The sequence below is a fragment of the Aquibacillus saliphilus genome (genome assembly GCF_020404745.1).
In the GTDB taxonomy this organism is placed as follows: domain Bacteria; phylum Bacillota; class Bacilli; order Bacillales; family Amphibacillaceae; genus Aquibacillus; species Aquibacillus saliphilus.
The window spans coordinates 26,497-51,531 of the sequence record NZ_JAIZAP010000024.1 but is presented as its reverse complement, the minus strand read 5'-3'; the positions used below and the strand labels follow the sequence as shown (position 1 = coordinate 51,531).

Below are 25,035 nucleotides of genomic sequence, written 5' to 3'. Positions count from 1 at the left end.
TGAGTCTTGATGTCTAGCTCCAGCGCCTACCCGGAAATAAGCGGTTTGCTTATTTCGAATGACCCCGCCTGAGGTCCCGGAGTCAATCCTCTTTGCGTGAAAAAGCACCACATAGAGGCGCGACTTATTGCCCTAGGGTGAGCAAGGCGCCTGCGCTTTTCTTTTAAAAGACGTTTTAACTTGAGATAGGATTCTAATTTACCTCGGCCGCAAATTTTTTTAATAATTTTCTTTGCAAATAAAGCATTCGGCCAAATAAGATAATCGCTCCCGCACTCAATCCAATGATTAATCCCATCCAATAACCAAATGGTCCAAAGTCCGTATAATTAGCAAGTAAAAAGCCGCTTGGAAGACCAATTAACCAATAAGATACAAGGGACATCCAAAACGTAATATTTACATCTTTATATCCACGTAAAGAGCCTTGAATAGGTGCTCCGAATGCATCTGCAAATTGAAAGAAAATCGCATAGAAAATAAATTGTTTTGTCAGATTGACAACTTCAGGGTTACCATTATAAAGTCGGGCGATTTGGTCATCAAAAGCTAGGAGAATAAATCCAGAAACAAAAGCAATCAATACCCCTGAAATGATTCCCATATAGGAATAAATTCGTGCATCTTTGATTCTCTTTGCACCTACTTCAAATCCTACGGCAATTGTTAAGGCAGTCGCAACACTTAATGGAACCATGTATAAGAATGATGCAAAATTGATTGCAGCTTGGTGAGCGGCGATTGTATAGGTGCTGTAGGCACTCATGAACAAAGTAACCGCTGAAAAGATACTAACCTCAAAAAAGATGGAGAAGCCAATCGGTACACCGATTTTTAATTGATCCCACCATACACGTAAAGACGGACGAGACCACTGACTAAAAATTTTATGTTTGGAAAATGGACGTATCTTTAAAACAATCCAAATAGATATGCCTAATGCAAGCCAGTATGTTAAAGCGGTAGCGATTCCTGCACCAATTCCACCTAATGCTGGGGCACCAAATTTTCCGAAGATAAACATATAGTTAAATAAGATATTAAGAGGTAAAGACATTAAAATGATGACCATTGATATTCTTGTGTGTCCTAGTGCGTCGATGTAACAACGAACTAAATTAAATACAAATAATGGAATAATACCAATTCCGATTGTAATCAAATAATACTTAGCAACATAACGGACTTGTTCTTCTAGATCCATATAGTTTAAAATTGGGTTTATTAACAAAAAGCCAATAACAGAAACAACAATTCCTAATGCAGTTGCCAAATAAACTCCTTGTCTGACTGTTTCGGGTACGGCCTTCTCATCTTTTGCACCTACTAAATGGGCAACAATAGGCGAGATTGCCATTAGTATTCCATTGATACCTGTTGATATTGGTACCCACAGACTTGAGCCAATTGCGACTCCAGCTAATTCTTCGGCTCCGGCATTACCAGACATAACTGTGTCAAAGAAATTCATTGCATACATACTTAGCTGTGTAATTAGAATAGGAATAAGGATAACTGAAAATAATTTAAGCTTTTGTTTGAATGTATTTGTTTGATACATGGAGAATCGCTCTTCCCTTTTCAATCAATTTCCATTAGGATAGAGAGGATTATAGCACATTTTAAATTTTTATGGTATTTTAGTCGCTAACCTGGTATTACTGTTGTAGGTGGCGCGCAGAGATAACAAAAAAACAAATCATTTTATCCTAGTATAAAAGCAAATATACGGCAATCTGTTTTCCAACAAATAGATGCGATACATAGAAAGGACGTACGTCATGAAGAATAAGCAAATTTTATTTACTGGTGGAGGTAGCGCAGGTCACGTTATCGTTAATCTAGCAATTATTCCAGTTTTTCAACAAGAAGGATGGGAAATTGATTATATCGGTTCAAAAAATGGAATAGAGAGAGAATTAATTTCCCAATTAGACAACGTAACATACCACCCGATATCTACAGGGAAACTGAGAAGGTACTTTTCAAAAGAGAACTTTAAAGATCCGTTTAAGGTCTTAAATGGGACAGCTCAAGCTTTCCGAATTTTAAAAAAGAAAAAACCAACAGTGATTTTTTCTAAGGGTGGCTTTGTATCTGTACCTGTTTTGGCGGCAGCTTGGATGAGAAAAATACCCGCAGTTATCCATGAATCTGATTACAGTCCAGGACTTGCGAACAAGTTAGCTACTCCATTTGCTAAAAAAGTGTTAGCAACGTTCCCTGAGACGATGCAATACTTGCCGGAGGATAAATCAGAATGGGTTGGTGCTGTAGTTAGAAACGAGTTGTTCCAGGGAAGTAAGAGTAAGGGTCTAGAGATAGCGAATCTTACCGGTGATAAACCGGTACTGCTAGTTATGGGTGGTAGTGGCGGAGCCCAAAAAATAAATCAGGCCGTACGCGATCAATTAAATATTTTGTTAGAAGAATTTCAAATTATTCATATATGCGGAAAAGGAAATATTGATGAATCAGTAAAAGCTAAAGGATATGCTCAGTTTGATTATGTTAATAAAGAGTTAAGTGATTTATTTGCAGCAACTGATTTTATTTTATCACGTGCTGGATCCAACGCTATTTTTGAATTTCTTGCATTGAAAAAACCAATGTTATTAATCCCACTATCTCGTAATGCGAGTCGGGGGGATCAAATATTGAATGCGAAGTCCTTTAAAAAACAGGGCTACGCAAATATGTTAGAGGAAGAGGATTTAACTAAAGAAAGATTGGTTAAAGAATTACTACAATTAAAAGAATCCAAAACCAATATGTTAAAAAGTATGCGAAATTATGAAAGTCATCAAGCCAAAGATACAGTTATTAAAATTATAAAGGATTCACAGAAGTAAACAGGACAAAGATTTCTAACCTTAAGTATTGTCACATGAAATTGCACATGATTATGACTATAAGAAAACTACTTGTTATAATGAGATAAATAGTAGACGAAAGGAAATGAGAATGGGCCCGAATATTTGTAGATATTGTTATAAAGAGATTAAAAATAGAGATGAGTTAGTAACTGCATCTAATTTCCTCCGAATTAGACCATTTCATTTCGTTTGTTTTAACGAGTTGGAAAAGGAAGTAAGAACATTGTGGGGTTTTTGGAGACCTTTAAATGGTGTATCAGGTAACACAAGAACGATTATTATGGGAGTTATAGCCGCTTGGTTACTCGCTACCAATACACTTGCTGAGATAGGTGATTTAATTGGTTTGATTGCACTGTATTCCGTTCTTGTTAGAGCTATGTCCTATATCTTTTTTGAAAGAAAACTACCTAAACTAAAACATCGCTAATTGCGATGTTTTTTTGTTTAAACTTTTCGCGGACTTGGGACTTACTAATCGTTCGGAGTGCTTTTGTTCTCTTCATTAATACGAAAGGGCCGATTAGTTATGAATTTCGAGTTATTACTAAGGATAGTAAGTATATGAAACTAAATATATAGAATAATTGATTTATATATTCGTAGTGACTTCTTATAATAAAATTAATGTTGATATGGCTATTTATCCAATTTGGGTAAATGTTACCTGTGCTGTATACTATTAATTATTGTCGGTTTGTGTTGTTTATTATTTATGCTAAACCTCTCCAAGCTAATTATATGTTTTAGACCTATAATTTTTATCCTCAATGGTGTCTAACTAGTGAAGTGAAATCCCACTTAATGTTAACTAATTTTATAATAAGGCTCTAAAGCAAGAGTAGGGCTAGCATGCAAGTTATCTTTAGGTGGTTAAACGTTGGATTTGTATGTGTAAATATGTCTTATACATATTAAATATAAAATGTAATAAAAGGAGACGGAGAAATGAAAAAAATAATTCTGTTAGTATCAACAGTATTCTTATTAATTCTTGCTGCGTGTGGAGAAACAGATGATTCAAACGATGCAGGTTCAGGTGATGGAAGTGCAAATGAACTGGATACAATTGTAATGGCGGATGCTGGTTGGGACAGCATACGTTTTCATAATAGTGTAGCTCAAGTTATTATCGAAGAAGGATTTGGTTATGAAACTGATGTGACACCAGGTTCTACAGCAGCTACAATTCAAGGATTCCGTGAGGGTGACATAAATGTCTATATGGAAGTATGGACGGATAATATTAAAGAAGTATATGAAGAAGCAATCGAAGAAGGAGATATAGTCAAAACTTCTACTAATTTTGATGATAATCAACAAGGTTTATATGTTCCTACTTACGTGATTGAAGGGGATGCGGAACGGGGCATAGATCCAATTGCTCCAGATTTAAGAACAGTAGAAGATCTGAAAGAATATCCTGAAGTTTTTGAAGATCCAGAAGACCCAGGTCGAGGACGAATTCTGAACGCTCCAAGTGGCTGGGCTGTTGCCGAACAAATTGATGCAAAATTTGAAGCGTATGGTCTAGATGAGACAATGAATAATTTTATGCCAGGTTCTGACGCTGCGATTGTCGCATCGTTGGCAGATGCATATGATGCAGGTGAGCCATGGGTCGGTTATTACTGGTCTCCTACTGGAGCAACTGCTATGTATGATTTAACTTTACTTGAAGAACCAGAATTTGATGAAGAAACTTGGAACGAAACAAGAGCAACAGAATTCCCACCAAATGATGTTGTTGTTGCTGTACACAAAGATTTTCCAGATCAAGCTCCAGAAGTATATGAATTTTTAACTAACTACGAAACAAACAGTGCGTTAACTGAAGAGGCATTAACTTATATGAACGAGAACGATGCGGATGCGGATGAGGCTGCTAAGTGGTGGTTAAAAGAGAACCAGGACGTATGGACTGAATGGTTACAAGAAGATGTTGCTAATAAAGTAATGGATTCTTTAGAATAAGTGAGAAGTGGCTGGCCGCTACGGCCAGCTGCTTTGTTTTCTAGTAGAAATACTAAAATTATTTTAAGAAATGAGAGGTGAGAAGGCTGTTTTGTTGCAGTCGTGCCTATGGGAAGCTTTCCTAATATACAAAGTAATTTAGGTGATTATGTTGAAATGTTTGTTGATTTTCTAGATGAAGGATTAGAAGGATTATTTGATTTAATCTTCTTTATTTCTTCTAGGACAATTAATGGTATAGAGGCATTTTTAAACTTTTTACCATGGTGGTTATTTATTATTCTTATTATTTTAGTGGGTTGGTATTTTAAATCGATAGGCTCAGGCCTTCTGTATGGCTTGTTTATGTTCTTGGTTGGTACATTTGGCTTATGGGACGAGATGATGATGACTATTTCAATTGTTGTCTCAGCTGTATTAATTTGTCTGGTTTTAGGTATTCCACTTGGTGTATATATGGCATTTAGTAAAGGGTTTTCCACCGTTATGCGTCCAATCTTGGATGCGATGCAGACAATGCCAAGCTTCGTTTACTTAATACCAGCGATATTTTTCTTCGGTTTAGGAAATGTATCAGCTATTTTTGCAACACTAATTTACGCTTTACCACCAGTGATTCGTTTAACTGAACTTGCGATTAGAGGAGTTGACGAAGAAGTAATTGAATCTGCTCAATCGTTTGGATCATCAAGATGGCAGATGCTTATGAAGGTTCAGTTACCTCAAGCATTACCAACAATCATGGCCGGTGTGAACCAGACGACGATGATGGCTTTAGCTATGGTAGTTATTGCGTCTATGGTGGGTGCTCAAGGGCTAGGGGAGCAGGTGTTAATTTCAATTAACAGAATTGACATTGCACTTGGATTTGAAGCGGGTATTAGTATCGTATTCTTAGCCATCATTATTGACCGGGTAACAAATGGCGTTGCAGATCGATTCCAGAAACATAGGAGGGCTAAATAATGGCTGAAAATAAAATTAAAATAGATCATGTCTCAAAGATTTTTGGCCCGAAACCAAAAACAATTGCACCTATGATAAAAGAAGGAAAGTCTAAAGATGAAATACTAGCAGAAACCGGTCATACTGTTGGTGTTTATGATGCATCAATGGAAATTAATGAAGGAGAAGTCTTTGTCATTATGGGGCTCTCTGGTAGTGGGAAATCTACATTAATTCGTTGTTTCAATTTATTGAATAAGCCAACTGATGGCGCTATTTATGTAGATGGTGAGAACATTGTAGAATATAAGACACCCCAGTTAAAAAAGTTCCGGCAAGATAAAATTGCAATGGTTTTTCAGCATTTTGGTTTATTTAATCACCGTACTATCCTTGGCAATGTCGAGTATGGTTTGGAGATTAAGAATATGTCAAAAGAAGAACGTCAAAAAATTGCACAGGAAAATATTGAACTAGTTGGTTTAAAAGGATATGAAGATAAGTACCCTGATGAACTATCTGGTGGTATGCAACAACGGGTTGGCTTAGCTCGTGCCTTGGCGAATGATCCAGATATCCTATTAATGGATGAACCTTTTAGTGCATTGGATCCACTTATACGTCGTGATATGCAACTCGAGTTATTAGATATCCAAGAACGTTTGAAAAAGACAATTGTCTTTATCACGCATGATGTCAATGAGGCATTTAAAATAGGTGACCGGGTAGCTGTAATGAAGGATGGGAAAGTTGTTCAAGTTGGGACTCCGGAGAGTATATTGGAAGCTCCAGCAAATGATTATATTTCAGACTTCATTAAAGATATCGATCGTTCAAAAGTCTTCCAAGCTGAACATGTGATGATCAAACCGAATGCCCTTGTTTCACTAAAAGATGGTTTAAATGTTGCTGTTAAAGAGATGCAACAAAACGGTATTTCGAGTGTGTTTGTCGTCGACCGTGGTCGACATCTAAAAGGTATTGTAACGATTGATGCTGCGATCGAAGGAATTAAACAGAAAAAATCTTTAGAGGATGTAGTAGATACAGATGTAACAACTGTTGCAAAAGAAGACTACATCAATGATATTATTCCAAAGGCGTTAGAGTCTAAATTCCCTCTAGCTGTGACAAACAAAGAAGATAAACTAGAAGGCTTTATCTTACGAGTTCATGTTCTTTCTGGTTTAGTTGCTGATGATATTGAAGAGAGCAAGGAATATCATGGGTATTATCAAGCAACAAATAATCAAACAATAGAAGATATAGAAAAGTAAACTTCTCCCCTGTCTATCTAGTGACAGGGGTTTTAAATGAAACACGTATTACTTCAATGTAACTTAACTTTCGTTTAAAATAAATTAGAGAATGTATTAAAGAAAGGGGTTTTAAAGATGAGTTTATTAACTACGAGAAAATTACATAACGGTGTGGAAATACCTGCTGTTGGACTTGGCGTATTCAAAATGGAAGACGGAACGAGTGTCTATGAAGCTGTTAAGTCTGCACTAGACATTGGCTATCGGCATATTGATACCGCTTCCTTTTATGAAAACGAAGAGGGGGTTGGTAAAGCAATCAGAGATAGCGGTGTTCCGCGCGAAGAAATTTTCATTACAACAAAGGTTTGGAATGATGAGCAAGGGTATGAGGAGGCATTAGTTGCCTTTCAACGTAGCTTGGATCGTCTTCAATTGGATTATGTAGATTTATACCTCGTTCATTGGCCTGTCCCTGGAAAGTACAAGGATACCTGGAGGGCACTAGAAAAGCTTTACCGTGAAGGAAAGGCAAGAGCGATTGGGGTAAGTAACTTTTTACCACATCATTTAGAAGACTTACTAACTAGCGTTGAAATTAAACCAATGGCTAATCAAATTGAACTTCATCCACAATTAACTCAAGTTGAAACGAGGAAATACTGTGAGAAACATAACATTGTAGTGGAAGCATGGTCGCCTCTAGGAAAGGCACGGTACTTAGATGAGCCAGTATTAATGGAATTAGCTACCAAGTACAAAAAAACTCCAGCACAAATCATTATTCGCTGGGATTACCAAAGTGGAATTGTTACCATTCCAAAATCTATTCAACGTTCAAGACAAACAGATAATGCGGACATTTTTGATTTCGAATTATCAGCTGAAGATATCAAGAAAATTGATCGTCTAAATCAAGATAAACGAACTGGACCACATCCGGACGAGTTTAACTATTAATAGATAAAGGAGCCATTAAGGCTCCTTTATATTTTTCATCCAGATAGGAAGATGAGTAGACAAAAGGTACTGGCTTCTAATCAAAAACTCCATGTCTTAAAATATTTACATCGACATTAAAAGTGACATCGATAGTTGGATATAATTCACGCCACTTTTGCTCTGTCAGTTCTTTATGCTTTGTTTCTTGATTATAAATCCTGCCAAATCCAATGGTATCCACATTTAATTCTTTTAATTTATCTAACATTTCTTCTAATTTTTTGTTGATTTTTTTTGAAATCTGCTCTTCCATTTTATTTAATACTTTCTCGTCTTCGATAACTACTTGCTCTGATATTTCCAACAAGTTCGCATCGATTTTTATATCTACGTTATATTTCAGGTTTTTAGTATCCTCCAATGTAATTTTTTGGCCGCTTCTTAGTTCACTCAATATTACATGTAAGTTTTCAGCATCGCGTTTATCTTCATGTTTCTTTATAAATTCCTCGAATGGCTGTTTTGGTATCGTAATCTCTTGTGTAACAGCTTTGAAGTTTTCCATAACTAGTTTAAATAGAAATGTTTCTTCGGTTGTCAGAGAACCAACAAATACATCGTTTTGGAATAATGCTAGCCTTTCGATAATGGGTTTTTTTTTCTCAATGGTTATTAAAGGTTGGATAGGGTCTATTCCAATATCAGCATACTTATGCGCAAAATCTTTAAAATCACTCTTAGGCAAAATCTCTAGTTTTCTATTGTTGTCAATTAAATTATAAAGAAACTTACTCAAGTTAAACGAAGTATTAATTGTAAGTACATCTTTCGCAGTCGTGTCACTAACAACAACATACAGCCTGGAGGGCTCTTCAGCATCTCGATAATGTGTCGTAAGTAAGCGCACAATACCTTGTTTTGCTAACTCTTTTCCAAAAACTTTCAGACGTAGTTGTCCTGTAACAAGTTTATAATTTGTTTTTAGATTTGCAGCATCAACGGCACCTTCATAGGAATTGGATTTGCTTTCTACTAATTGAATTGGCTCTTTTATGTCCGGATCAAATTGTGTATATAACAATGTATTATTTATCAAATCATCTTCTAATAAATCTGCTCCATAACTTGTAATGATACCAAGTTGTTCGATTTGTTTTGTGTCAACACAACCGATTAGTAATGTAGCCATACATAGTATAGGTAAGACTATTTTCAACTTTCCCCCTCCTTATTTTTATTTGTTTTCTTTTTAATTAGTACAAGCGGATAGAGGATGAGTGGATAAATAATAACGATCCAAAAGCCAATTTGTGCAACATAATCAATAATTGTTTCGATAGTGTATTGGTTTTTAATTGTCCCACCACAAATTAAAAGTAGAAGAATAACAACAAATAACGTTTTTTTTTGAGAAATTTTATATAGTCGCTTGACACCATAAGTAATCATCCAAGATAAGAGAATCATAATGGGAATAATAACCATCATCCATTGTGATACGACGATAATGTCAAACCGCTCAATCAGTGTATATTCGATTAGTTTGTATAATATTAATACAGGCCAAATTGCTTGTTCTAAAGTGTCACCACCAAAAAAACCAATAGAGATTCCAGTAACTAATAAAATTATAAAAGTTGTCGTTGCTATGCCTATTTGCGTGGGTAGTTGAGCTTTTTTTTTGTTATCGATAAATGGATAGATAAAAAAGAGTATCTCTAAACCGAGAAAAGAATAAGAAGTTGCTTTAGCCCCTAGCAACAGTTCTTTTGGTGATGCTTCAAGTAGTGGCTTGAAGTGACCAAAATCGGTTAAAGTCATTGGTTTATAAAGAAAAATCACCAACCATATAGAAAGTATAAAAAAAATAAACGCGACCCCGACGGCAACCCTTAGCCCACCAAGTACTGCGTAAGTTACGATTAATAATAATAAAATAGTTATCATCCATCGAGATAATGTTGGAAAAATAAAGACCTGTACAACCTGGATGTAATTAATTAACACAGTTAATAAACTACCAAATACATAGGTAATAAAGATTGTCCCGAGTATTTTACCAACCCAGTTACCGAATAGATCAACTTGGATACCGAAGATGTCAGTATTTTCATACTTGTTTAGTATTTGAAACATAACAAAAACCACAATGTGGATAAATAAACCTGCAATAAGGATAGACACCCATGAGTCTTGTTTTGCTTCTTTATAAATGTATCGTGGTACTCCCATAATACCTGTTCCATTTTGAATGTTAGCAATGATGAAAAACAAATAAAACGCTCTGATACGTATGCCTGGCTTTACAGCTACATTAATGTCCATACTAATCCCCCAAGTCATCAATATCCTTTTTCTTAGTTGACTTTTTTTCTTTGTACCTAGTGTCGTCTTTTAAGCGGTATGAGATAGATCGTTTATTACTTATCCCAAAAGGTAACCGGATCAATGAATTATCCAAATCTTTAAAAACAAATGGATAAACAGGTAAAAAATAGGGGCGACCAAGAGATGTCATTTTTAGTAAATGAATAATTAATAAGCACAAGCCAAATGTGACGCCAATAATTCCAAATAACCCTGCAACAATGATTAACGGATAACGTATAACACGAATAGCTGACCCCATGAGATAACTCGGTGCCGTAAACGATGCTAAGGCACTCATCGCGATAACAATAATTAGAACATTACTAGTTAGCCCGGCATCTACAGCTGCTTGTCCTAGAACAATTCCTCCTACAATACCAATTGTTTGGCCGACCTTTGTTGGTAATCGTGCCCCTGCCTCCCGAAGTAATTCAATGATTAATTCTAGAAATAATACTTCTAAAACAGGAGAAAAAGGTACTTTCGATCTAGATTGTCCAAGCGTCTCTAATAAACTAATTGGTAGTATTTCATAATGAAACGTAACGACAGCAACATAAATTGGTGTCAGGATGAACGAAATAAACATTGCTATAAAACGAAGCATGCGAAAAAAAGTTGCAATGTTCCACCTGAAATAAACATCTTCAGTGGATTCAAAAAAACCAAAAAAGGTTGTTGGCGCGACGATTCCTTCTGGACTACCATCTGATAAGACACCAATTTTCCCTTTGCTAATACTGTAATTAAACCGGTCTACACGTTCTGTTAAATAAAATTGTGGAAAAATTGAGATGGAAGAATCCTCAAGATATTGCGAAAGAACGGAACTGTCTTCAATATCATCCACTACCAAATCGTTCAGCCGTTGGCGCATTGTTTGGACGTCTTCATCGTTAGCAAGTGATTTTAAATAGGTGAGTCTTACTTCGGTTGGTAATCGTGATCCAATCGTAAATTTTTCAGCCACTAATTCGTTCGATTTTATGCTTGCACGGACAACGTTCAGATTCGTTTCTAACGATTCTGAAAAGGCAGCTTGCGGACCGATAACAATTGATTCTCTTTCAGGTTTTTCTAATGGCCTTTGTTGGTTGTTTAGAATCGAAAAAGTAACAATTTCATTTTCGTTCTCTATGTAAACACCAACAGAACCGCTGATTATTTGGCTGCAAACTTCCTCAACTGTTTGATATTGTTTACCGTCACCTATTGGAAGATTATCAACCAAATTTGATGTGGACCATTCAGTCTCGCTATAAAGTAGAGGTGTAAATAGATTGTCATCTAATCGTTTTTTATCGATAAGATAAGAAATATAGAAAATTAGAATGTTTTTATTCTGAACATTTATCTTTTTGAAAATAAGGTTGGCTTCATCATGTAGTTGATCTTTTACAGATTGCTCTAATTGGTCTATTACAATAGGGAATTCTCCCTTTTTCTTACTGTTCTTAAATTTATTTGTGCGTTTTTTCAAACGGATTCCCTCCCACACGAGGAATGTTCTTTCGTTAGTATGGCAGGAATGATAAAAAGTATGTGGTATAAGTCAATTTCATAATTACAATATCAAGGCATATCCTGATGGCGGTAAGTAGGTAGTATGAAATTGATTAGGTATATAGGGGAAATACTGTAGTATAAGGTATGTGGAACTAAAAGAAAAACACACAAAAAAACCTCCTTATTTTTAAGGAGGTTTGTACTATAAAGAAAGGCTTAATTAATCTTCTCGTAACCTTTTGTGACTATATCCAACTTCCCGGTATTTGGATCAATAACAAGACCATGTACTGGTGTGTCCTTCGGAAGCAATGGATGGTTTCGGATTACGCCAACACTATGTTCAACAGAATCTTCTACACTTTCAAAACCTTCTAACCACTGCTCAACGTCGATACCAGCATATTCTAGTGTATTAATCGTTTCTTTTTGGACACCTCGTTGCATTGCCTTTTCAATAAGTTGTTTGCCACTGAATCCCTTCATACCGCAATCATGATGGCCAATCACTAAAATTTCATCGGCCTTGAGTGCATAAACAGCAACTAGTAAACTTCTCATAATACTACCGAATGGATTTTTAATAATTGCACCTGCATTTTTGACGATTTTAGCATCACCATTTTTAATGTTTAACGCGTTAGGTAGAAGCTCCACTAAGCGAGTGTCCATGCAGCTAAAAATAACGATACGCTTGTCAGGAAATTTATCGGTTTGATATTGAATATACTTTTTTTCCTTGGAAAACTCCTGATTAAATTCGATTAACTCATCTAAATACATCATACAAACTCCTTTTCTATTTTTGTTAAGAAGGTTAGTCAATTTCATAATACTGATTTTTTGTAATTGTCGTCCACATATAGTGGGTTAGACTGTACCCAAACACAATTATAACATAAGGTAATTATGAAATTGATTCAGGTTATATCTAATATAAAGCAAACTTGAAGATATTACAAAAGTATGAAAATTACATTGACTTACCATAATTTTCATAATATAATAAAAAAACAAATACGCAAAGGAGGTCACGAAAATGAGAAAAGTAACTATTTATACATTCAATCAATTTTATATTAGTAGTGACCTTCTAGAATACCGTCCTATTTGTGGTTAAAAAGACAACGCAATAATACAATAATTGTTTTTATACTTAACCATACAATTAATTCTATGAAGGTCACGACAGACATTTGTCCGTGGCCTTTTTCTATTTATATTAGATATTAGCTGCACAAACAACTTCACCTTAATCTGGAAATTTCAGTGAACAGGATCTATTGTGCACTGCTTGGTAGTCGCCAAGTTTATTTTATTAGAAAACGCATGCGCCCTAGGACTAGGACACATGCGTTTTTTTTTATTGCTTTCTTCAGAGCAATAAAATTATATAAATAATTAAAGGAGGAGATTTATAATGAGGATTTTAAAAAGAACAAGGGTAGTAAATTCAGAATGGAAAGAAAGCGGATAGTTAAAAGAATAAAGAGAATAGGTGAGTCTATGTTTAACGCATTTAGGAAATTAGACTGGTTTGTTAATCAGTATATAAAAAGATATAAAGTTGTATTTATAATTATTTTGAATTTTGAAAGAAATAGTCCATTGATAGACAAGGCTGTATTAGTTGTTTCTAAAAGTGAGATGTGAAACTAATATTTTGTGGAATAGGATTGTTAGATTGTAAAAAGAGAAATGAATCGTTGTTTCAGATATTAAGGATAGATTGTACAAGTTCACAATTGGTAAGTAAGAAACCACTAGGTGAAAACCTATGTATACAAATCTATTTGGTTATAAATTTGTCGAACTTAACATGAATGAACAAGACATTTCCCGGGAAATGGCGACTATACTCTTTTAAAATAGGTAGCAGGCACGTATTATGGTCTGACCTTTGTCGATAATCGAAATAACAAAAATAAATTATAGTTTAAAACGTGGTACAATAATATGAAAGGGTAATCGATACTGCGTGCTCATGAGGTGAATAAATGAGTAAATCTGATGACTATCATAAAGATGTTATTGATGATGACTTATATGAGGAATTTGATGATGAAGAATTATTAGAGATTCTTACAGAAGAAAGAAATAAATCGATAGAGAAAAGTAAAAGAGAAAATGACAAACCGAAGAGACCGTTTCCTAAGTGGGCCTTTTGGTTAATCGCTGTTGCGATGACGATAAATGTGATTGCAATCATACCGCAAACATTTTCAATCCCAGCATTAGAGTTTTTAGTTACATCAGCAAAACTCTCAACTGATCCAGTCATTGATGAATACCAGGAGTCGGTAGTTGTCATTGAAGCTGGTAATAGTAAAGGGACAGGTTTTTCTATCTCTTCACAAGGAATTATTATAACAAACCACCATGTAATTGAAGATGAAAAAAGAATTATGGCTGCTTTTCCAGAACAAGGATTGTTTCAAGCAGAGGTAATCGCTAGCTATCCTGATATTGACTTAGCTGTATTACAAGTGGATGGCGAGGGATTACCTCAACTTTCTTTAGCAAAGAAGACAACATTTGACGATAATGAACATATTAACTTTATTGGTAATCCATTAAGGTTTCAAGGAATAGCAAATGAAGGAAAAGTGATTGGCTATACAAAATTAGATAGCTTTGAGCAAGAAGTTCTCATGCTAAAAGCACCTATCTATCGTGGTAATAGTGGTAGTCCAGTGATTGATTCAGATGGAGAAGTCATTGGAGTTGTGTTTGCAACATTAGATCATGACATTCATGGTAAAGTAGGATTAGCAGTACCAATTGATTATTATCATGAAAAAACAATGAATGAGAAGAACTAAAGCCCATGTATGCAGTTTTTTGATACATGGGCTTTAGTTAATGGTACGAGGGAAAATGGTAATAATTAGAAAGTTTATTTCAATCACATGATAAATTAGTCATATTGTCCTAGTTTTTGACAAAATTTTTAAATTAAATGTAAATTCCTTGAGATAGCATGACAGGTAATGATGAGGTATGCTTATTCATACTAGAATTAAAATGGAGAATCAAAACTATGACTATTAATAAAAATGCGCTACATGTATATATAAATATAGATAAATATGACACCCAAAAATGTTCTTCTGGTTACGAAAAATATAGTACTGGTGGTGAAGCGGTTGTCTAAGCTTCAGACTGAAGAAGTTACTATTTCATTAGAACAGCAGGTAGATCTCATTCAACAAGGTAATCAAGAAATTCGAAATGATTTATTGAAAAGCTACCGACCGTTTATAGCAAAGGCCGTTTCTGAAGTATGCAAGCGATATATCGATCCAACAAGAGATGACGAATTTAGTATTGGTTTAATGGCATTTGATGAAGCTATTTCTTCTTTCTCATCTGAAAAAGGGAGCTCTTTCTTATCGTTTTCCAGATTAGTAGTTAAACGAAAAGTGATTGATTATATAAGAAAAGAGAAGAATAAAACGATTACACTATCGCTGGATGAGTCGTATGATGAAGAAAAAATAGAAAGTTCAACAGAGATAATGGCAGCTAAAGCTTCATATAAACACCAAGTTGATCAATGGAATCGACGAGAGGAGATTATAGAATTAGAAAGAAAACTATCGGAGTATAAATTATCTTTTGAAGAATTAACTGCTATTTCGCCAAAGCACAAAGATGCAAGAGAGTCTGCGGTAAAGACTGCTCGTATCTTATTTGAAGATGACCAGTTAAGAGAGTATGTGGTTAAAAAAAAGAAAATCCCGATAAAAACACTAATTCATCATGTGGATGTGAGTAAGAAAACACTTGAACGAAACCGAAAATATATTTTAGCGATGTTTATCATTCTAAGTGAGGATTTTGTTTATTTGAAGGACTATTTGAAAGGGGTAGGGCTGTGAACAAAGGGACCATAATAAAGCAGCGTCATCGTTATACGATTATTTTAAATCGTGATGGTGGATTTGAAAGAGTTAAACCCTTGAGAGGTGCTGAGATAGGAGAAGAAGTGATTTATCTATCGAAACAAGAGTCCCGGGTACAAACTTTTTTTTCCGCGCAGCAAATTACGAAGAGAAAGTTGAAGCTAGCTACAATGGTTATGGTGTTAATCTTTGCAAGTTTTCCACTTTATGCATGGTTTGATAATCAAAAAGCTTATGCATTTGTAAGCATTGATATCAATCCTAGCCTAGAACTAGAATTAAACGATGATATGATTGTAGAACGTGTTAATCCATTAAATAAAGACGCTGAAGCATTACTTGATAAAACAATTCAGTTAGAAGGTGAATCTGTTGAGTTTGTAACAGAGACGATTATAAGTGCGAGTCAACAAGATTTAGTAGCCACAGAAGCTGACATGGTTCTAATTGGTGTTAGCTATCAAAGCAATCATCAGCAAGACAATCACGTTACAGAAGCCCTTGATAATTACTTCGAAGAACACCCTAAGTCTGGCTTGCAGATAGCAACATTTGTAGTACCAAAAGAAGTTCGTGAACAAGCTCAAGAACAAAACGCCTCAATGAATCAAATGATGGCAGAATCGATTAAAATGAATGATGTTTCTATTGGTGAAGATGAAAATATGGATCAAACAGAAAAAGCTATTATTGAATCTTATTATAATGATCCTGACAAAACAGATGAACCAAATTCTAATGAAGATTCTGCAATCAATCCTAATAACGAATTACAAAAACAAGAAAAAAATAAAAAGCGTGAAAAAGAGGACAAGGCTAAAAACGAAAAAGATGAAAATGCAGGAAATGACAAAGCTAAAAATGAAAACGTAAAAAATGATAAACCTAAAAATGAAAACGCACAAAATAATAAATCAAAAAAGACTGTTGATGAGAAAATAGATAACGCGATGAAAAATAGGGCCAATGATAAAGTTCCACCAGGGCTTGAAAAGGAACTAGAGGCTAATGATGGCCGTAATAATAATGCAAATCCAGACAAGACGCCTGCAAAATAGTTGCAGGCGTCTTTATTCTTTAGTCAATCTACAGAGTCCGCGGTAGTTTAGCTAAAGGCTATTATTTGTTGAACACCTAAACATCAAGTACAATTATCTAAAAGAATGACTCTGATTCGAATAAAGGAGTATATAAAATGGAAAAGAAAATCCGTATAGGTATAGTAGGTTTAGGCCAAATAGCACAAAAAGCATATTTGCCCATATTATCAAAGGCCTTAGACTGGGAATTAATTGGAGCTTTTTCTCCAGGTGTGGAAAAAAGAGAAAAAATATGCAAACAATATCGAATGAACAGTTTCAGTAGTTTAGCAGCATTGGCAGATAAATGTGACGCTATCTTCGTACATAGTTCGACGGAGACTCACTATGAGGTTGTCTCTTATTTACTTTCTAATGGTGTTGATGTTTATGTGGATAAACCTCTCGCTTCAACTATAGATGAGGCAGAACGATTAGTTGAGTTAAGTGAAAAAAATAAACGAAAGCTGATGGTGGGCTTTAATCGTCGTTTTGCACCGATGTATCGAAAGGCAAAGGAATTAGCGGGAGACTTCGTGTGGGCATCGATGGAGAAACATCGTGCTACAAGTGTTGGACCACTCGATTATCGATTTACGATGCTCGATGACTATTTACATCTAGTCGATACAATTCGCTTTATTGCTGGAGAAGATATAAAAATTTCGGATAGTTTCAGCAAATTAAATGAGCAGCAGCATTTAGTCTATGCAAACCATAATTATAAAGGAGAAAAGCGACTATTTTCTTCTGCTATGCATAGACAAGCGGGATCTAATATCGAGAAACTTGAATTTGTAACAAGTAATTCAATCGTTCGAGTGTTTAATATGAATAAGTTAGAAGTTGAGAAAGACCAAACAATCCATACTTCTAGTCTAGGCTCTTGGGATTCAATTTTAAAAACAAGAGGTTTTGAAGATTGCATCTATCATTTTATTTCGAGTATTCAAAATGACCAAATTCCAGAAGTTAGTGGCCAGGAAGCTGTTAAATCTCAGCAACTTTTGGAAAGAATAATAACCACAATGAACTAAGGACGAAAGGATAGATACACATATGTCTGAAAAAATAGATTTATCGAATTTTGAAAAAAAACTAGAAGTTAGAAATATAACAGTCAAAGATATAGATGAGCTCTTGGAAATGCAAAAAGTATGTTTTCCTAATATGGAACCATGGGAACCAGGTCATTTGGAAAGTCACTTGGATCAATTTCCTGAAGGACAATTTTGCGTTGAGTATGATGGTAAAATTATTGGCAGTTGTTCCAGTTTGATTGTTAACTTTGATGAGTACGATGACAAACACACGTGGGATGATATTACTGATGAGGGCTATATTACTAATCATAACCCAGAAGGCTATAACTTATATGGAATAGAAGTAATGGTAGACCCGGAATTTCGTGGCATGAGGATTGGAAAAAGACTCTATGAGGCAAGGAAGGAGCTTGCTAGAGAGCTAAATCTAAAAAGTATCATTATCGGGGGAAGAATTCCGAATTATCATAAATATGAAGGCGAATTGACTCCTAGACAATATGTGGAGGAAGTAAGTTATCGAAACATTCATGATCCGGTGTTAACTTTTCAAATAATGAATGGCTTTACAGTCATGCGTATTAATCCGGGTTACCTACCAGACGACCATCAATCATTAAAATATGCTACCTTAATGGAATGGAACAACATTGATTATCATGCCAAGACGAAGCGGCATTTTAAAACCGCGTATCCTGTAAGAATTACAGTAATCCAATATATGATGAAAAATATCGAATCATTCGAAGAATTTGCGAAACAAGTTGAATACTATGTGGATGTTGCTTATGACTTTGATTCTGATTTTGCTGTTTTCCCAGAAATATTTACGGCACAGTTAATGTCATTTTTAGAAGAGAAAGTTCCTTCTAGATCAGTTCGTAAGTTAGCTGAATATACCGAGGACTATATTGAACTTTTCACTAATTTAGCGGTAAAGTATAATGTAAACATTATTGGTGGTTCTCATTTTGTCGAAGAAGATGATCATATTTATAATATTGCCTATTTGTTCCGTAGAGATGGAACGATTGAAAAACAATATAAGATTCATGTGACTCCAAATGAAAAAAAATGGTGGGGTATTCAGCCTGGTGATACGGTCAAGGTATTTGATACTGATTGTGGGAAAATTGCTATCCAGATTTGTTATGATATTCAGTTCCCTGAACTTGCTAGATATGCAGTTGATCAAGGTGCAAATATTATTTTTGTACCATTTTGTACGGATGATCGCCAAGGGTACTTGCGTGTCCGCTATTGTGCGCAAGCTCGTGCTGTAGAAAATCAAGTCTACACGGTAATTGCCGGAACAGTTGGTAACTTAACACAAGTAGAAAATATGGATATTCAGTATGCTCAATCTGGAATATTTACACCTTCTGATTTTGAGTTTGCTCGTGATGGAATTGTTGGTGAATGTCATCCAAATATTGAAACAGTTGTAGTCGGTGATGTTGACTTAGAAATTTTACGGAGACAAAGAAGATCGGGGACGGTTCGACAGTTAAGAGATAGACGTAAAGATCTCTTTGAGGTCAAGTATAATAATATTGAGACAGAAGTAAAACCAATTAAAACGAAATAATTTACCAAAAAGGGACCTTTTTCAAGGTCCCTTTCATATGCTTTTTTTAAACTTCCATCATAGCAGCTGCTGGCGTATGACCCATTGCATGGTCAATATAGTGAAGGAGTTCTTCATGACTACTCATCACTTTTTGCTCGTTTGACGTATAGTGAAATGCATGGAGAAAAACTTCAATTTTTTTTGATAAAATGTCATCGTTTGTTCTAACCATGAGAACAAGTAGATCATCCCATTGTCCCCATAAGGTAAAGTACAATGCTTTGTCATAATCTGGAATATATATTGTTATTCTCCCCTTTCTTAAAGGGCTAACTATAGTATGACCGACTTTGATTTTAACAAGTAGTGAACAATATTGGTTTCTATTCCAATTCTTTACGTGAAATCTAATCATTAAATTCGACAACATGTTTTACTGCACTCAGTCTTTATATGTTTATCGATTGTTATGTACTCCGAATAATTCCATTGATTATTTTAGTATTTGTCGAATAAAGAGTTGTTTGGTGCAAATACTACTGTTAACCCTATAGAAGGAGGAATTATGCCGATGAATTGGAAATCAATTGGTTTAACTGTAGTGGCTTCATTAACGCTCACTGCTTGTGGGGTTGATAATAACGAAACCGGTCAAGGTTTAGATGACGGGGTGCAACAAACACGATTTGGAAATACAACAGATTTTCCGATGAATAATCGTGATAATCAGTATGGTCAATATCAAAACACCCGATTTGGAACAGAACGTAATGGAGCAGGGATGCAGGATGCTACACGTAACGGGACATACGATGGTGGCAATGTACGAAATGACAACAATACAGGAACACGAAATGGGCTTAACAATATCAACAATCAAACAGAAATGAATAGAAACAACACGACAAACAACAACGATGAAAATCGTTTCGAAGTAGCCGATAAAGTATCAGATCGTATTGTAAAAAAAGTTAATGCTATTGATAATGCATATGTATTAACAACTGATAATAATGCATATGTCGCAGTAGAATTAGATAGAGATACAAATAACAACAACAACAAAAACGGTGGCAATGGCGATAACGTCAGTGAGTCCATTGAAAAACAAATACGCGATGTTGTTAAAAATGTGGATAGTGATATTGACAATGTTTATGTATCAACAAATCCCGATTTCGTTAATTTAACAAACAATTATAGAGATGATGTTGAGAATGGAGAGCCAATTGAAGGTTTTTTTGACCAAATGGGTCAAATGATTGAACGTGTATTTCCAGATGCGCGATAACAAACAAATAGTAAAGCGAGGGCTAAATAGCCTTCGCTTTTTTTGTTCGAAGGTAAGAAAGTATAAAATTTTGCGCTTCGATGTCTAGCTCCAGCGCCTACCCCGCCTGAGGTCTTAAGTCAATCCTCTTTGTGGCAAAAAGCACCACATAGAGGCTCGACTTATTGCCCTAGGGTGACCAAGGCGCTTGCGCTTTTCTTAAATATAAAATTGAAAAGGCCTATTTTGTGTGGTATTATAACCAATAATACCGATAAAACATAGTGTAATAGTATGAATTAAATCAAACGTCAAGGGAGCTGAATAAAGTGGGGCGAGAATTCATTGATTTATTTGATAAATGGGCTATATCTTATGATGAGGCAGTAACCGGAAAAGATCCCGAATACCGGGCTGTTTTTGAAAATTATGATACAATATTAACCGAGGTAACAAATCATGCAGAAGGTAATGTATTGGAGTTCGGTGTAGGAACAGGTAACTTGTCTCAAAAATTACTTGATGCTGGTCATCATGTGATTGGGATTGAACCATCTGTTGCGATGCGAGATGCAGCAAAGGCAAAACACCCTAATTTAATAGTTAAAGACGGTGATTTTTTGGCATTTCCTCAATTAGATATGCCAATTTTCACTATTGTTAGTACGTTTGCTTTTCATCACCTAACCGATGAAGAAAAGGATAAAGCTATTAAAGCATTTAGTGTACTTCTACCTTCAAATGGCAAAATCGTATTTGCCGATACTGCTTATGAAAACAAAGAAACAAAAGAGAGAATCTTTAATAAGGCAAAAGAACAAGGTTATAATGACTTGTTATATGATTTAACTACAGAATATTATCCAATGATTGATACGCTTCGGACTTTATTTGAAAAGAACGGATTCTATGTTACCTTTAAACAAATGAATGATTTTGCTTGGCTAATAGTAGCAGAAAGACAGTGAATAATTCAAAGGGAGTGGACAATAATGTCAAAGAAAATGAATGTTGAAAGTTTTAACCTTGACCATACTAAAGTAAAGGCACCTTATATAAGGTTAGTGGGTGTAACAACCGGCCAGAGTGGAGATAAAGTATATAAGTATGACGTCCGTTTTTGCCAACCAAATCAAGACCATATGGATATGCCTGGTTTACACTCCATCGAGCATTTGATGGCTGAAAATATTCGTAATCATATTGATAATGTACTTGATATCGGACCTATGGGATGTCAAACAGGTTTTTATTTAGCGATACTAAATAACGATAGCTTCGACGATATTGCTCAAGCGCTGGAAAAAACGTTGCATGACGTTTTACAAGCGAATGAAGTACCAGCTTGTAACGAGGTTCAATGTGGTTGGGCAGCCAATCATAGTCTAGATGGTGCGAAAGAAATTGCGGCGCGTATGCTTGAAAGCAAAAATGAATGGCATATCGTTTTTGCTGAATAGAGGCTTAGTCAATGGTCCTATATAGAAATACACAAGAATTAATCGGAAATACACCTTTAGTAGAGTTATCAAACTTCCCTCTTCCTAAGGGCGTTCGTTTATTTGCTAAGCTTGAGTTTTATAATCCCGGTGGAAGCGTAAAAGACCGTCTAGGGCAGGAGTTACTTCATGCTGCATTAGAATCTGGAGAACTAAAAGAGGGCGGTACAATTATTGAACCTACTGCTGGAAACACTGGAATTGGCCTAGCGCTAGCTGCTCTTAATAAAAATGTTAGTATCATTTTTTGTGTTCCAGAACAATTCAGTGTGGAAAAACAAGATTTAATGAGAGCATTAGGTGCTAAAATTGTAAACACGCCAACTAAGGATGGAATGCGCGGTGCAATTGCTAAAGCAGAACAACTTCTGCTAGATATACCAAATAGTTATTCTCCCAGGCAATTTGGAAATCCTGCAAACCCATTAACCTACTATAAAACCCTTGGTCCTGAGTTATGGGACGACCTAAATGGTAAAGTGGATGTTTTTCTTGCAGGAGCTGGTACTGGAGGAACGTTCATGGGAACCGCCCGGTATTTGAAAGAAAAGAATAATGCAATTAAAACTGCAATTGTAGAACCTGAAGGCTCAATTATTGCCGGGGGAGAACCGGGTCCTCATAAAACAGAAGGAATAGGGATGGAATTTTTGCCGGATTATATGGACCGCTCTTACTTTGATGCTATTCATACGGTGTTAGATAAAGATGCCTTTCAATATGTAAGAGAATTAGCGAAAAGAGAAGGTCTACTCGTAGGAAGTTCTTCAGGTGCTGCTATGTTTGCTGCCTTAAAAGAAGCCAATATTGCAGAAGCGGGGACAACTATTGTAACTGTATTTCCAGATAGTAGTGAACGTTATTTAAGTAAGGGAATTTATTCTAACTAGCTTTGTGCTTTTATTTATTGTCGTTGTCGAAGCTAGGTTCGTTTTTGTGAAAAAGGAGGAGTATAATGAAACGTAAAACAAGAATGGTACACGGAGGAATCACTGGTGATGAACGAACCGGTGCAGTTTCTGTACCGATATATCAAGTAAGTACCTATAAACAAGAAGCTGCAGGGAAGCATAGTGGGTATGAATATTCAAGAACTGGAAATCCAACTAGACATGCTTTGGAAACAGTTATTGCTAATTTAGAAAATGGAAAAGCAGGCTTTGCATTTGGTTCAGGTATGGCTGCAATTACATCAGTGATGATGCTAATGAATGCTGGAGATCATATTCTTATGACGGATGATGTTTACGGCGGGTCTTATCGATTAACAACTAAAGTGTTGAACCGATTTGATTTAGACCATACATTTGTTGATACAAGTGATTCAACAAAAGTCGAAGCGGCAATTAAACCAAATACCAAAGCATTATTTATTGAAACTCCAACAAATCCATTACTTAAAATTACTGATTTAAAGAAAATGTCAGATATAGCAAAAGCGAATAATTTGATGTTAATCGTCGATAACACATTTGCAACACCGTACTGGCAACAACCATTAGACCTTGGAGCGGATATCGTTGTTCACAGTGCAACGAAGTATATTGGCGGGCATAGTGATGTAGTTTCCGGACTAGTTGTTGTTAACTCTGATGAAATCGCGGAAGATTTACATTTTATCCAAAATTCAGTCGGAGGAATTTTAGGTCCCCAAGATTCTTGGTTATTAATGCGAGGTATTAAGACACTTGGCTTACGTATGGAAGCAATTGAAAAGAATACACACCAACTCGTTGAATTTCTGCAAAGTCATCAAGATGTTAGTACAATTTATTATCCTGGAATTACAAGCCACAAAGGACATGATGTTGCAAAACTACAAGCTGAAGGTTTCGGTGGCATGATTTCTTTCGATGTAGGGAGTGCTGAAAAAGCCGATCAAGTTTTAAGTAAAGTTAAGTATTTTACTCTGGCTGAAAGCCTTGGAGCGGTCGAAAGTTTAATTTCTATTCCAGCAAAAATGACACATGCATCGATTCCGAGAGAACGTCGATTAGAACTTGGAATTACTGATGGATTAATTCGTTTATCAATAGGCATAGAAGATATTGAAGACTTAATTGAAGATTTGAAAAATGCATTAGCATAAAAAAACAGTAATCTCATCAAAATGAGATTACTGTTTTTTTTGTTAGAAATATCTCATAGAAAAACATGTTATACGAATAATAGTAAAAACGAAGTGTTAGTGAATAATACAAAGAAATTGGAGAGATTAGTGTGAATTATATTTTTCTAGCTGTTATTGTTATCGTGCTTATAGCCATTTACTTTGGAATGTACAACAGTTTGGTTAAGAGCCGGAATCGTGTCGAGGAAAGTTGGGCACAAATAGATGTTCAACTGAAACGTAGATATGATTTAATACCGAACTTAATTGAAACGGTCAAAGGCTATGCCGAACACGAGAAAAAAACGTTAGCATTAGTCGTGGAAAAGAGAAATCAGTTAACCCAAGTTCCAGAAGGAGATCGCAACCGCCAAATTGACGCGAATAATCAATTAGAAGGTGCTTTGAAATCAATTTTTGCACTAAGTGAATCGTACCCGGACTTAAAGGCAGATCAGCAGTTCAAAGAATTACAACAAGAGCTAGCAAACACGGAAAATAAAATTGCCTATGCACGTCAACTGTACAATAACACCGTAATGAACTTTAATACACGAATCCAATCAATACCAACAAATATCATTGCAAAGCTCCAACATTTTGACGAACGAGAGATGCTCGAAACACCAGTGGAAGAACGAGTAAACCCAAAAGTTGAATTTTAAAAGCAGAGGATTATAAAGATGA

General features: G+C 35.5%; 23 protein-coding genes. 17 read left to right on the top strand and 6 right to left on the bottom strand.

Annotation, left to right across the window (positions count from 1 at the left end; genetic code table 11):
- Positions 1-193: 193 nt before the first annotated feature.
- On the bottom strand, positions 194-1,561 hold the full coding sequence (locus LD272_RS19405) for an MATE family efflux transporter (protein WP_226038257.1): 1,368 nt from the start codon (positions 1,559-1,561) through the stop codon (positions 194-196).
- Between the two features lie 220 nt (positions 1,562-1,781).
- Between LD272_RS19405 and murG the strand changes: the two genes are divergently transcribed.
- From murG to LD272_RS19375, 6 genes are all read left to right on the top strand, one after another.
- Positions 1,782-2,852: an undecaprenyldiphospho-muramoylpentapeptide beta-N-acetylglucosaminyltransferase gene (murG, locus tag LD272_RS19400; protein ID WP_226038256.1), complete on the top strand. Its 1,071-nt coding sequence runs from the start codon at positions 1,782-1,784 to the stop codon at positions 2,850-2,852.
- A 112-nt stretch (positions 2,853-2,964) separates the two neighbouring features.
- Positions 2,965-3,306: a hypothetical protein gene (locus LD272_RS19395; RefSeq protein ID WP_226038255.1), complete on the top strand. Its 342-nt coding sequence runs from the start codon at positions 2,965-2,967 to the stop codon at positions 3,304-3,306.
- A gap of 518 nt (positions 3,307-3,824) precedes the next feature.
- A complete protein-coding gene (locus LD272_RS19390; protein WP_226038254.1) occupies positions 3,825-4,850 on the top strand; it encodes an ABC transporter substrate-binding protein in 1,026 nt (341 codons plus the stop codon).
- Between the two features lie 108 nt (positions 4,851-4,958).
- Positions 4,959-5,816 carry an ABC transporter permease gene (locus tag LD272_RS19385; protein ID WP_226038253.1) on the top strand — a complete coding sequence of 286 codons (858 nt, stop codon included), beginning with the start codon at positions 4,959-4,961 and terminating at the stop codon, positions 5,814-5,816.
- The gene (locus LD272_RS19380) at positions 5,816-7,072 is read left to right on the top strand and encodes a quaternary amine ABC transporter ATP-binding protein (protein WP_226038252.1); all 1,257 of its coding nucleotides are present in this window, start codon (positions 5,816-5,818) and stop codon (positions 7,070-7,072) included. Before LD272_RS19385 ends, LD272_RS19380 begins: the two co-directional genes overlap by 1 nt.
- Before the next feature lie 117 nt (positions 7,073-7,189).
- Positions 7,190-8,014: an aldo/keto reductase gene (locus LD272_RS19375; protein WP_226038251.1), complete on the top strand. Its 825-nt coding sequence runs from the start codon at positions 7,190-7,192 to the stop codon at positions 8,012-8,014.
- Positions 8,015-8,090: 76 nt separating this feature from the next.
- Here LD272_RS19375 and LD272_RS19370 read toward each other — a convergent pair whose 3' ends face one another.
- From LD272_RS19370 to LD272_RS19355, 4 genes are all read right to left on the bottom strand, one after another.
- Positions 8,091-9,212: a Ger(x)C family spore germination protein gene (locus tag LD272_RS19370; RefSeq protein ID WP_226038250.1), complete on the bottom strand. Its 1,122-nt coding sequence runs from the start codon at positions 9,210-9,212 to the stop codon at positions 8,091-8,093.
- Complete coding sequence (locus tag LD272_RS19365) at positions 9,209-10,321, bottom strand: GerAB/ArcD/ProY family transporter (RefSeq protein ID WP_226038249.1); 1,113 nt, start codon at positions 10,319-10,321, stop codon at positions 9,209-9,211. Before LD272_RS19365 ends, LD272_RS19370 begins: the two co-directional genes overlap by 4 nt.
- 1 nt (position 10,322) lies before the next feature.
- On the bottom strand, positions 10,323-11,846 hold the full coding sequence (locus LD272_RS19360; protein WP_226038248.1) for a spore germination protein: 1,524 nt from the start codon (positions 11,844-11,846) through the stop codon (positions 10,323-10,325).
- A 242-nt stretch (positions 11,847-12,088) separates the two neighbouring features.
- On the bottom strand, positions 12,089-12,658 hold the full coding sequence (locus LD272_RS19355) for a beta-class carbonic anhydrase (RefSeq protein WP_226038247.1): 570 nt from the start codon (positions 12,656-12,658) through the stop codon (positions 12,089-12,091).
- Between the two features lie 1,211 nt (positions 12,659-13,869).
- On the opposite strand from LD272_RS19355, the gene LD272_RS19350 reads away from it, so the two are divergent.
- The 5 genes from LD272_RS19350 to LD272_RS19330 all read left to right on the top strand — a co-directional run bounded on the left by LD272_RS19350 (position 13,870) and on the right by LD272_RS19330 (position 19,487).
- The gene (locus LD272_RS19350) at positions 13,870-14,694 is read left to right on the top strand and encodes a S1C family serine protease (RefSeq protein WP_226038246.1); all 825 of its coding nucleotides are present in this window, start codon (positions 13,870-13,872) and stop codon (positions 14,692-14,694) included.
- Between the two features lie 324 nt (positions 14,695-15,018).
- Positions 15,019-15,753 (top strand): RNA polymerase sigma factor SigI, encoded by a 735-nt coding sequence (gene sigI / locus LD272_RS19345; RefSeq protein ID WP_226038245.1) that lies wholly within the window; start codon positions 15,019-15,021, stop codon positions 15,751-15,753.
- On the top strand, positions 15,750-16,835 hold the full coding sequence (locus LD272_RS19340) for an anti-sigma-I factor RsgI family protein (protein ID WP_226038244.1): 1,086 nt from the start codon (positions 15,750-15,752) through the stop codon (positions 16,833-16,835). Before sigI ends, LD272_RS19340 begins: the two co-directional genes overlap by 4 nt.
- 137 nt (positions 16,836-16,972) lie before the next feature.
- A complete protein-coding gene (locus LD272_RS19335) occupies positions 16,973-17,893 on the top strand; it encodes a Gfo/Idh/MocA family protein (protein ID WP_226038243.1) in 921 nt (306 codons plus the stop codon).
- 22 nt (positions 17,894-17,915) lie between these two features.
- The gene (locus LD272_RS19330; protein ID WP_226038242.1) at positions 17,916-19,487 is read left to right on the top strand and encodes a bifunctional GNAT family N-acetyltransferase/carbon-nitrogen hydrolase family protein; all 1,572 of its coding nucleotides are present in this window, start codon (positions 17,916-17,918) and stop codon (positions 19,485-19,487) included.
- 46 nt (positions 19,488-19,533) lie between these two features.
- Here LD272_RS19330 and LD272_RS19325 read toward each other — a convergent pair whose 3' ends face one another.
- Positions 19,534-19,773 carry a YhdB family protein gene (locus tag LD272_RS19325; protein WP_226038274.1) on the bottom strand — a complete coding sequence of 80 codons (240 nt, stop codon included), beginning with the start codon at positions 19,771-19,773 and terminating at the stop codon, positions 19,534-19,536.
- Between the two features lie 267 nt (positions 19,774-20,040).
- On the opposite strand from LD272_RS19325, the gene LD272_RS19320 reads away from it, so the two are divergent.
- The 6 genes from LD272_RS19320 to LD272_RS19295 all read left to right on the top strand — a co-directional run bounded on the left by LD272_RS19320 (position 20,041) and on the right by LD272_RS19295 (position 25,013).
- The gene (locus LD272_RS19320; protein WP_226038241.1) at positions 20,041-20,760 is read left to right on the top strand and encodes a YhcN/YlaJ family sporulation lipoprotein; all 720 of its coding nucleotides are present in this window, start codon (positions 20,041-20,043) and stop codon (positions 20,758-20,760) included.
- Positions 20,761-21,068: 308 nt separating this feature from the next.
- Entirely contained in the window at positions 21,069-21,707 is a 639-nt protein-coding gene (locus LD272_RS19315; protein WP_226038240.1) for a class I SAM-dependent DNA methyltransferase, read from the top strand.
- A gap of 24 nt (positions 21,708-21,731) precedes the next feature.
- On the top strand, positions 21,732-22,199 hold the full coding sequence (locus tag LD272_RS19310) for an S-ribosylhomocysteine lyase (RefSeq protein ID WP_226038239.1): 468 nt from the start codon (positions 21,732-21,734) through the stop codon (positions 22,197-22,199).
- Positions 22,200-22,210: 11 nt separating this feature from the next.
- Positions 22,211-23,128, top strand: a complete 918-nt coding sequence (locus LD272_RS19305; protein WP_226038238.1) for a PLP-dependent cysteine synthase family protein — start codon at positions 22,211-22,213, stop codon at positions 23,126-23,128.
- 65 nt (positions 23,129-23,193) lie between these two features.
- Positions 23,194-24,327: a bifunctional cystathionine gamma-lyase/homocysteine desulfhydrase gene (locus tag LD272_RS19300; RefSeq protein WP_226038237.1), complete on the top strand. Its 1,134-nt coding sequence runs from the start codon at positions 23,194-23,196 to the stop codon at positions 24,325-24,327.
- Positions 24,328-24,515: 188 nt separating this feature from the next.
- The gene (locus tag LD272_RS19295; RefSeq protein WP_226038273.1) at positions 24,516-25,013 is read left to right on the top strand and encodes a LemA family protein; all 498 of its coding nucleotides are present in this window, start codon (positions 24,516-24,518) and stop codon (positions 25,011-25,013) included.
- Positions 25,014-25,035: the final 22 nt, after the last annotated feature.

What these genes read in the sequence shown, in the direction of transcription:
- LD272_RS19380 (WP_226038252.1), top strand. Translation starts at nt 5,816, where the DNA reads ATGGCTGAAAATAAAATTAAAATAGATCATGTCTCAAAGATTTTTGGC.
- LD272_RS19385 (WP_226038253.1), top strand. Translation starts at nt 4,959, where the DNA reads ATGGGAAGCTTTCCTAATATACAAAGTAATTTAGGTGATTATGTTGAA.
- LD272_RS19355 (WP_226038247.1), bottom strand. Translation starts at nt 12,658, where the DNA reads ATGATGTATTTAGATGAGTTAATCGAATTTAATCAGGAGTTTTCCAAG.
- LD272_RS19330 (WP_226038242.1), top strand. Translation starts at nt 17,916, where the DNA reads ATGTCTGAAAAAATAGATTTATCGAATTTTGAAAAAAAACTAGAAGTT.
- LD272_RS19405 (WP_226038257.1), bottom strand. Translation starts at nt 1,561, where the DNA reads ATGTATCAAACAAATACATTCAAACAAAAGCTTAAATTATTTTCAGTT.
- LD272_RS19295 (WP_226038273.1), top strand. Translation starts at nt 24,516, where the DNA reads ATGTACAACAGTTTGGTTAAGAGCCGGAATCGTGTCGAGGAAAGTTGG.
- LD272_RS19300 (WP_226038237.1), top strand. Translation starts at nt 23,194, where the DNA reads ATGAAACGTAAAACAAGAATGGTACACGGAGGAATCACTGGTGATGAA.
- LD272_RS19395 (WP_226038255.1), top strand. Translation starts at nt 2,965, where the DNA reads ATGGGCCCGAATATTTGTAGATATTGTTATAAAGAGATTAAAAATAGA.
- LD272_RS19335 (WP_226038243.1), top strand. Translation starts at nt 16,973, where the DNA reads ATGGAAAAGAAAATCCGTATAGGTATAGTAGGTTTAGGCCAAATAGCA.
- LD272_RS19310 (WP_226038239.1), top strand. Translation starts at nt 21,732, where the DNA reads ATGTCAAAGAAAATGAATGTTGAAAGTTTTAACCTTGACCATACTAAA.
- LD272_RS19365 (WP_226038249.1), bottom strand. Translation starts at nt 10,321, where the DNA reads ATGGACATTAATGTAGCTGTAAAGCCAGGCATACGTATCAGAGCGTTT.
- LD272_RS19350 (WP_226038246.1), top strand. Translation starts at nt 13,870, where the DNA reads ATGAGTAAATCTGATGACTATCATAAAGATGTTATTGATGATGACTTA.
- LD272_RS19375 (WP_226038251.1), top strand. Translation starts at nt 7,190, where the DNA reads ATGAGTTTATTAACTACGAGAAAATTACATAACGGTGTGGAAATACCT.
- LD272_RS19390 (WP_226038254.1), top strand. Translation starts at nt 3,825, where the DNA reads ATGAAAAAAATAATTCTGTTAGTATCAACAGTATTCTTATTAATTCTT.
- murG (WP_226038256.1), top strand. Translation starts at nt 1,782, where the DNA reads ATGAAGAATAAGCAAATTTTATTTACTGGTGGAGGTAGCGCAGGTCAC.
- LD272_RS19305 (WP_226038238.1), top strand. Translation starts at nt 22,211, where the DNA reads ATGGTCCTATATAGAAATACACAAGAATTAATCGGAAATACACCTTTA.
- LD272_RS19320 (WP_226038241.1), top strand. Translation starts at nt 20,041, where the DNA reads ATGAATTGGAAATCAATTGGTTTAACTGTAGTGGCTTCATTAACGCTC.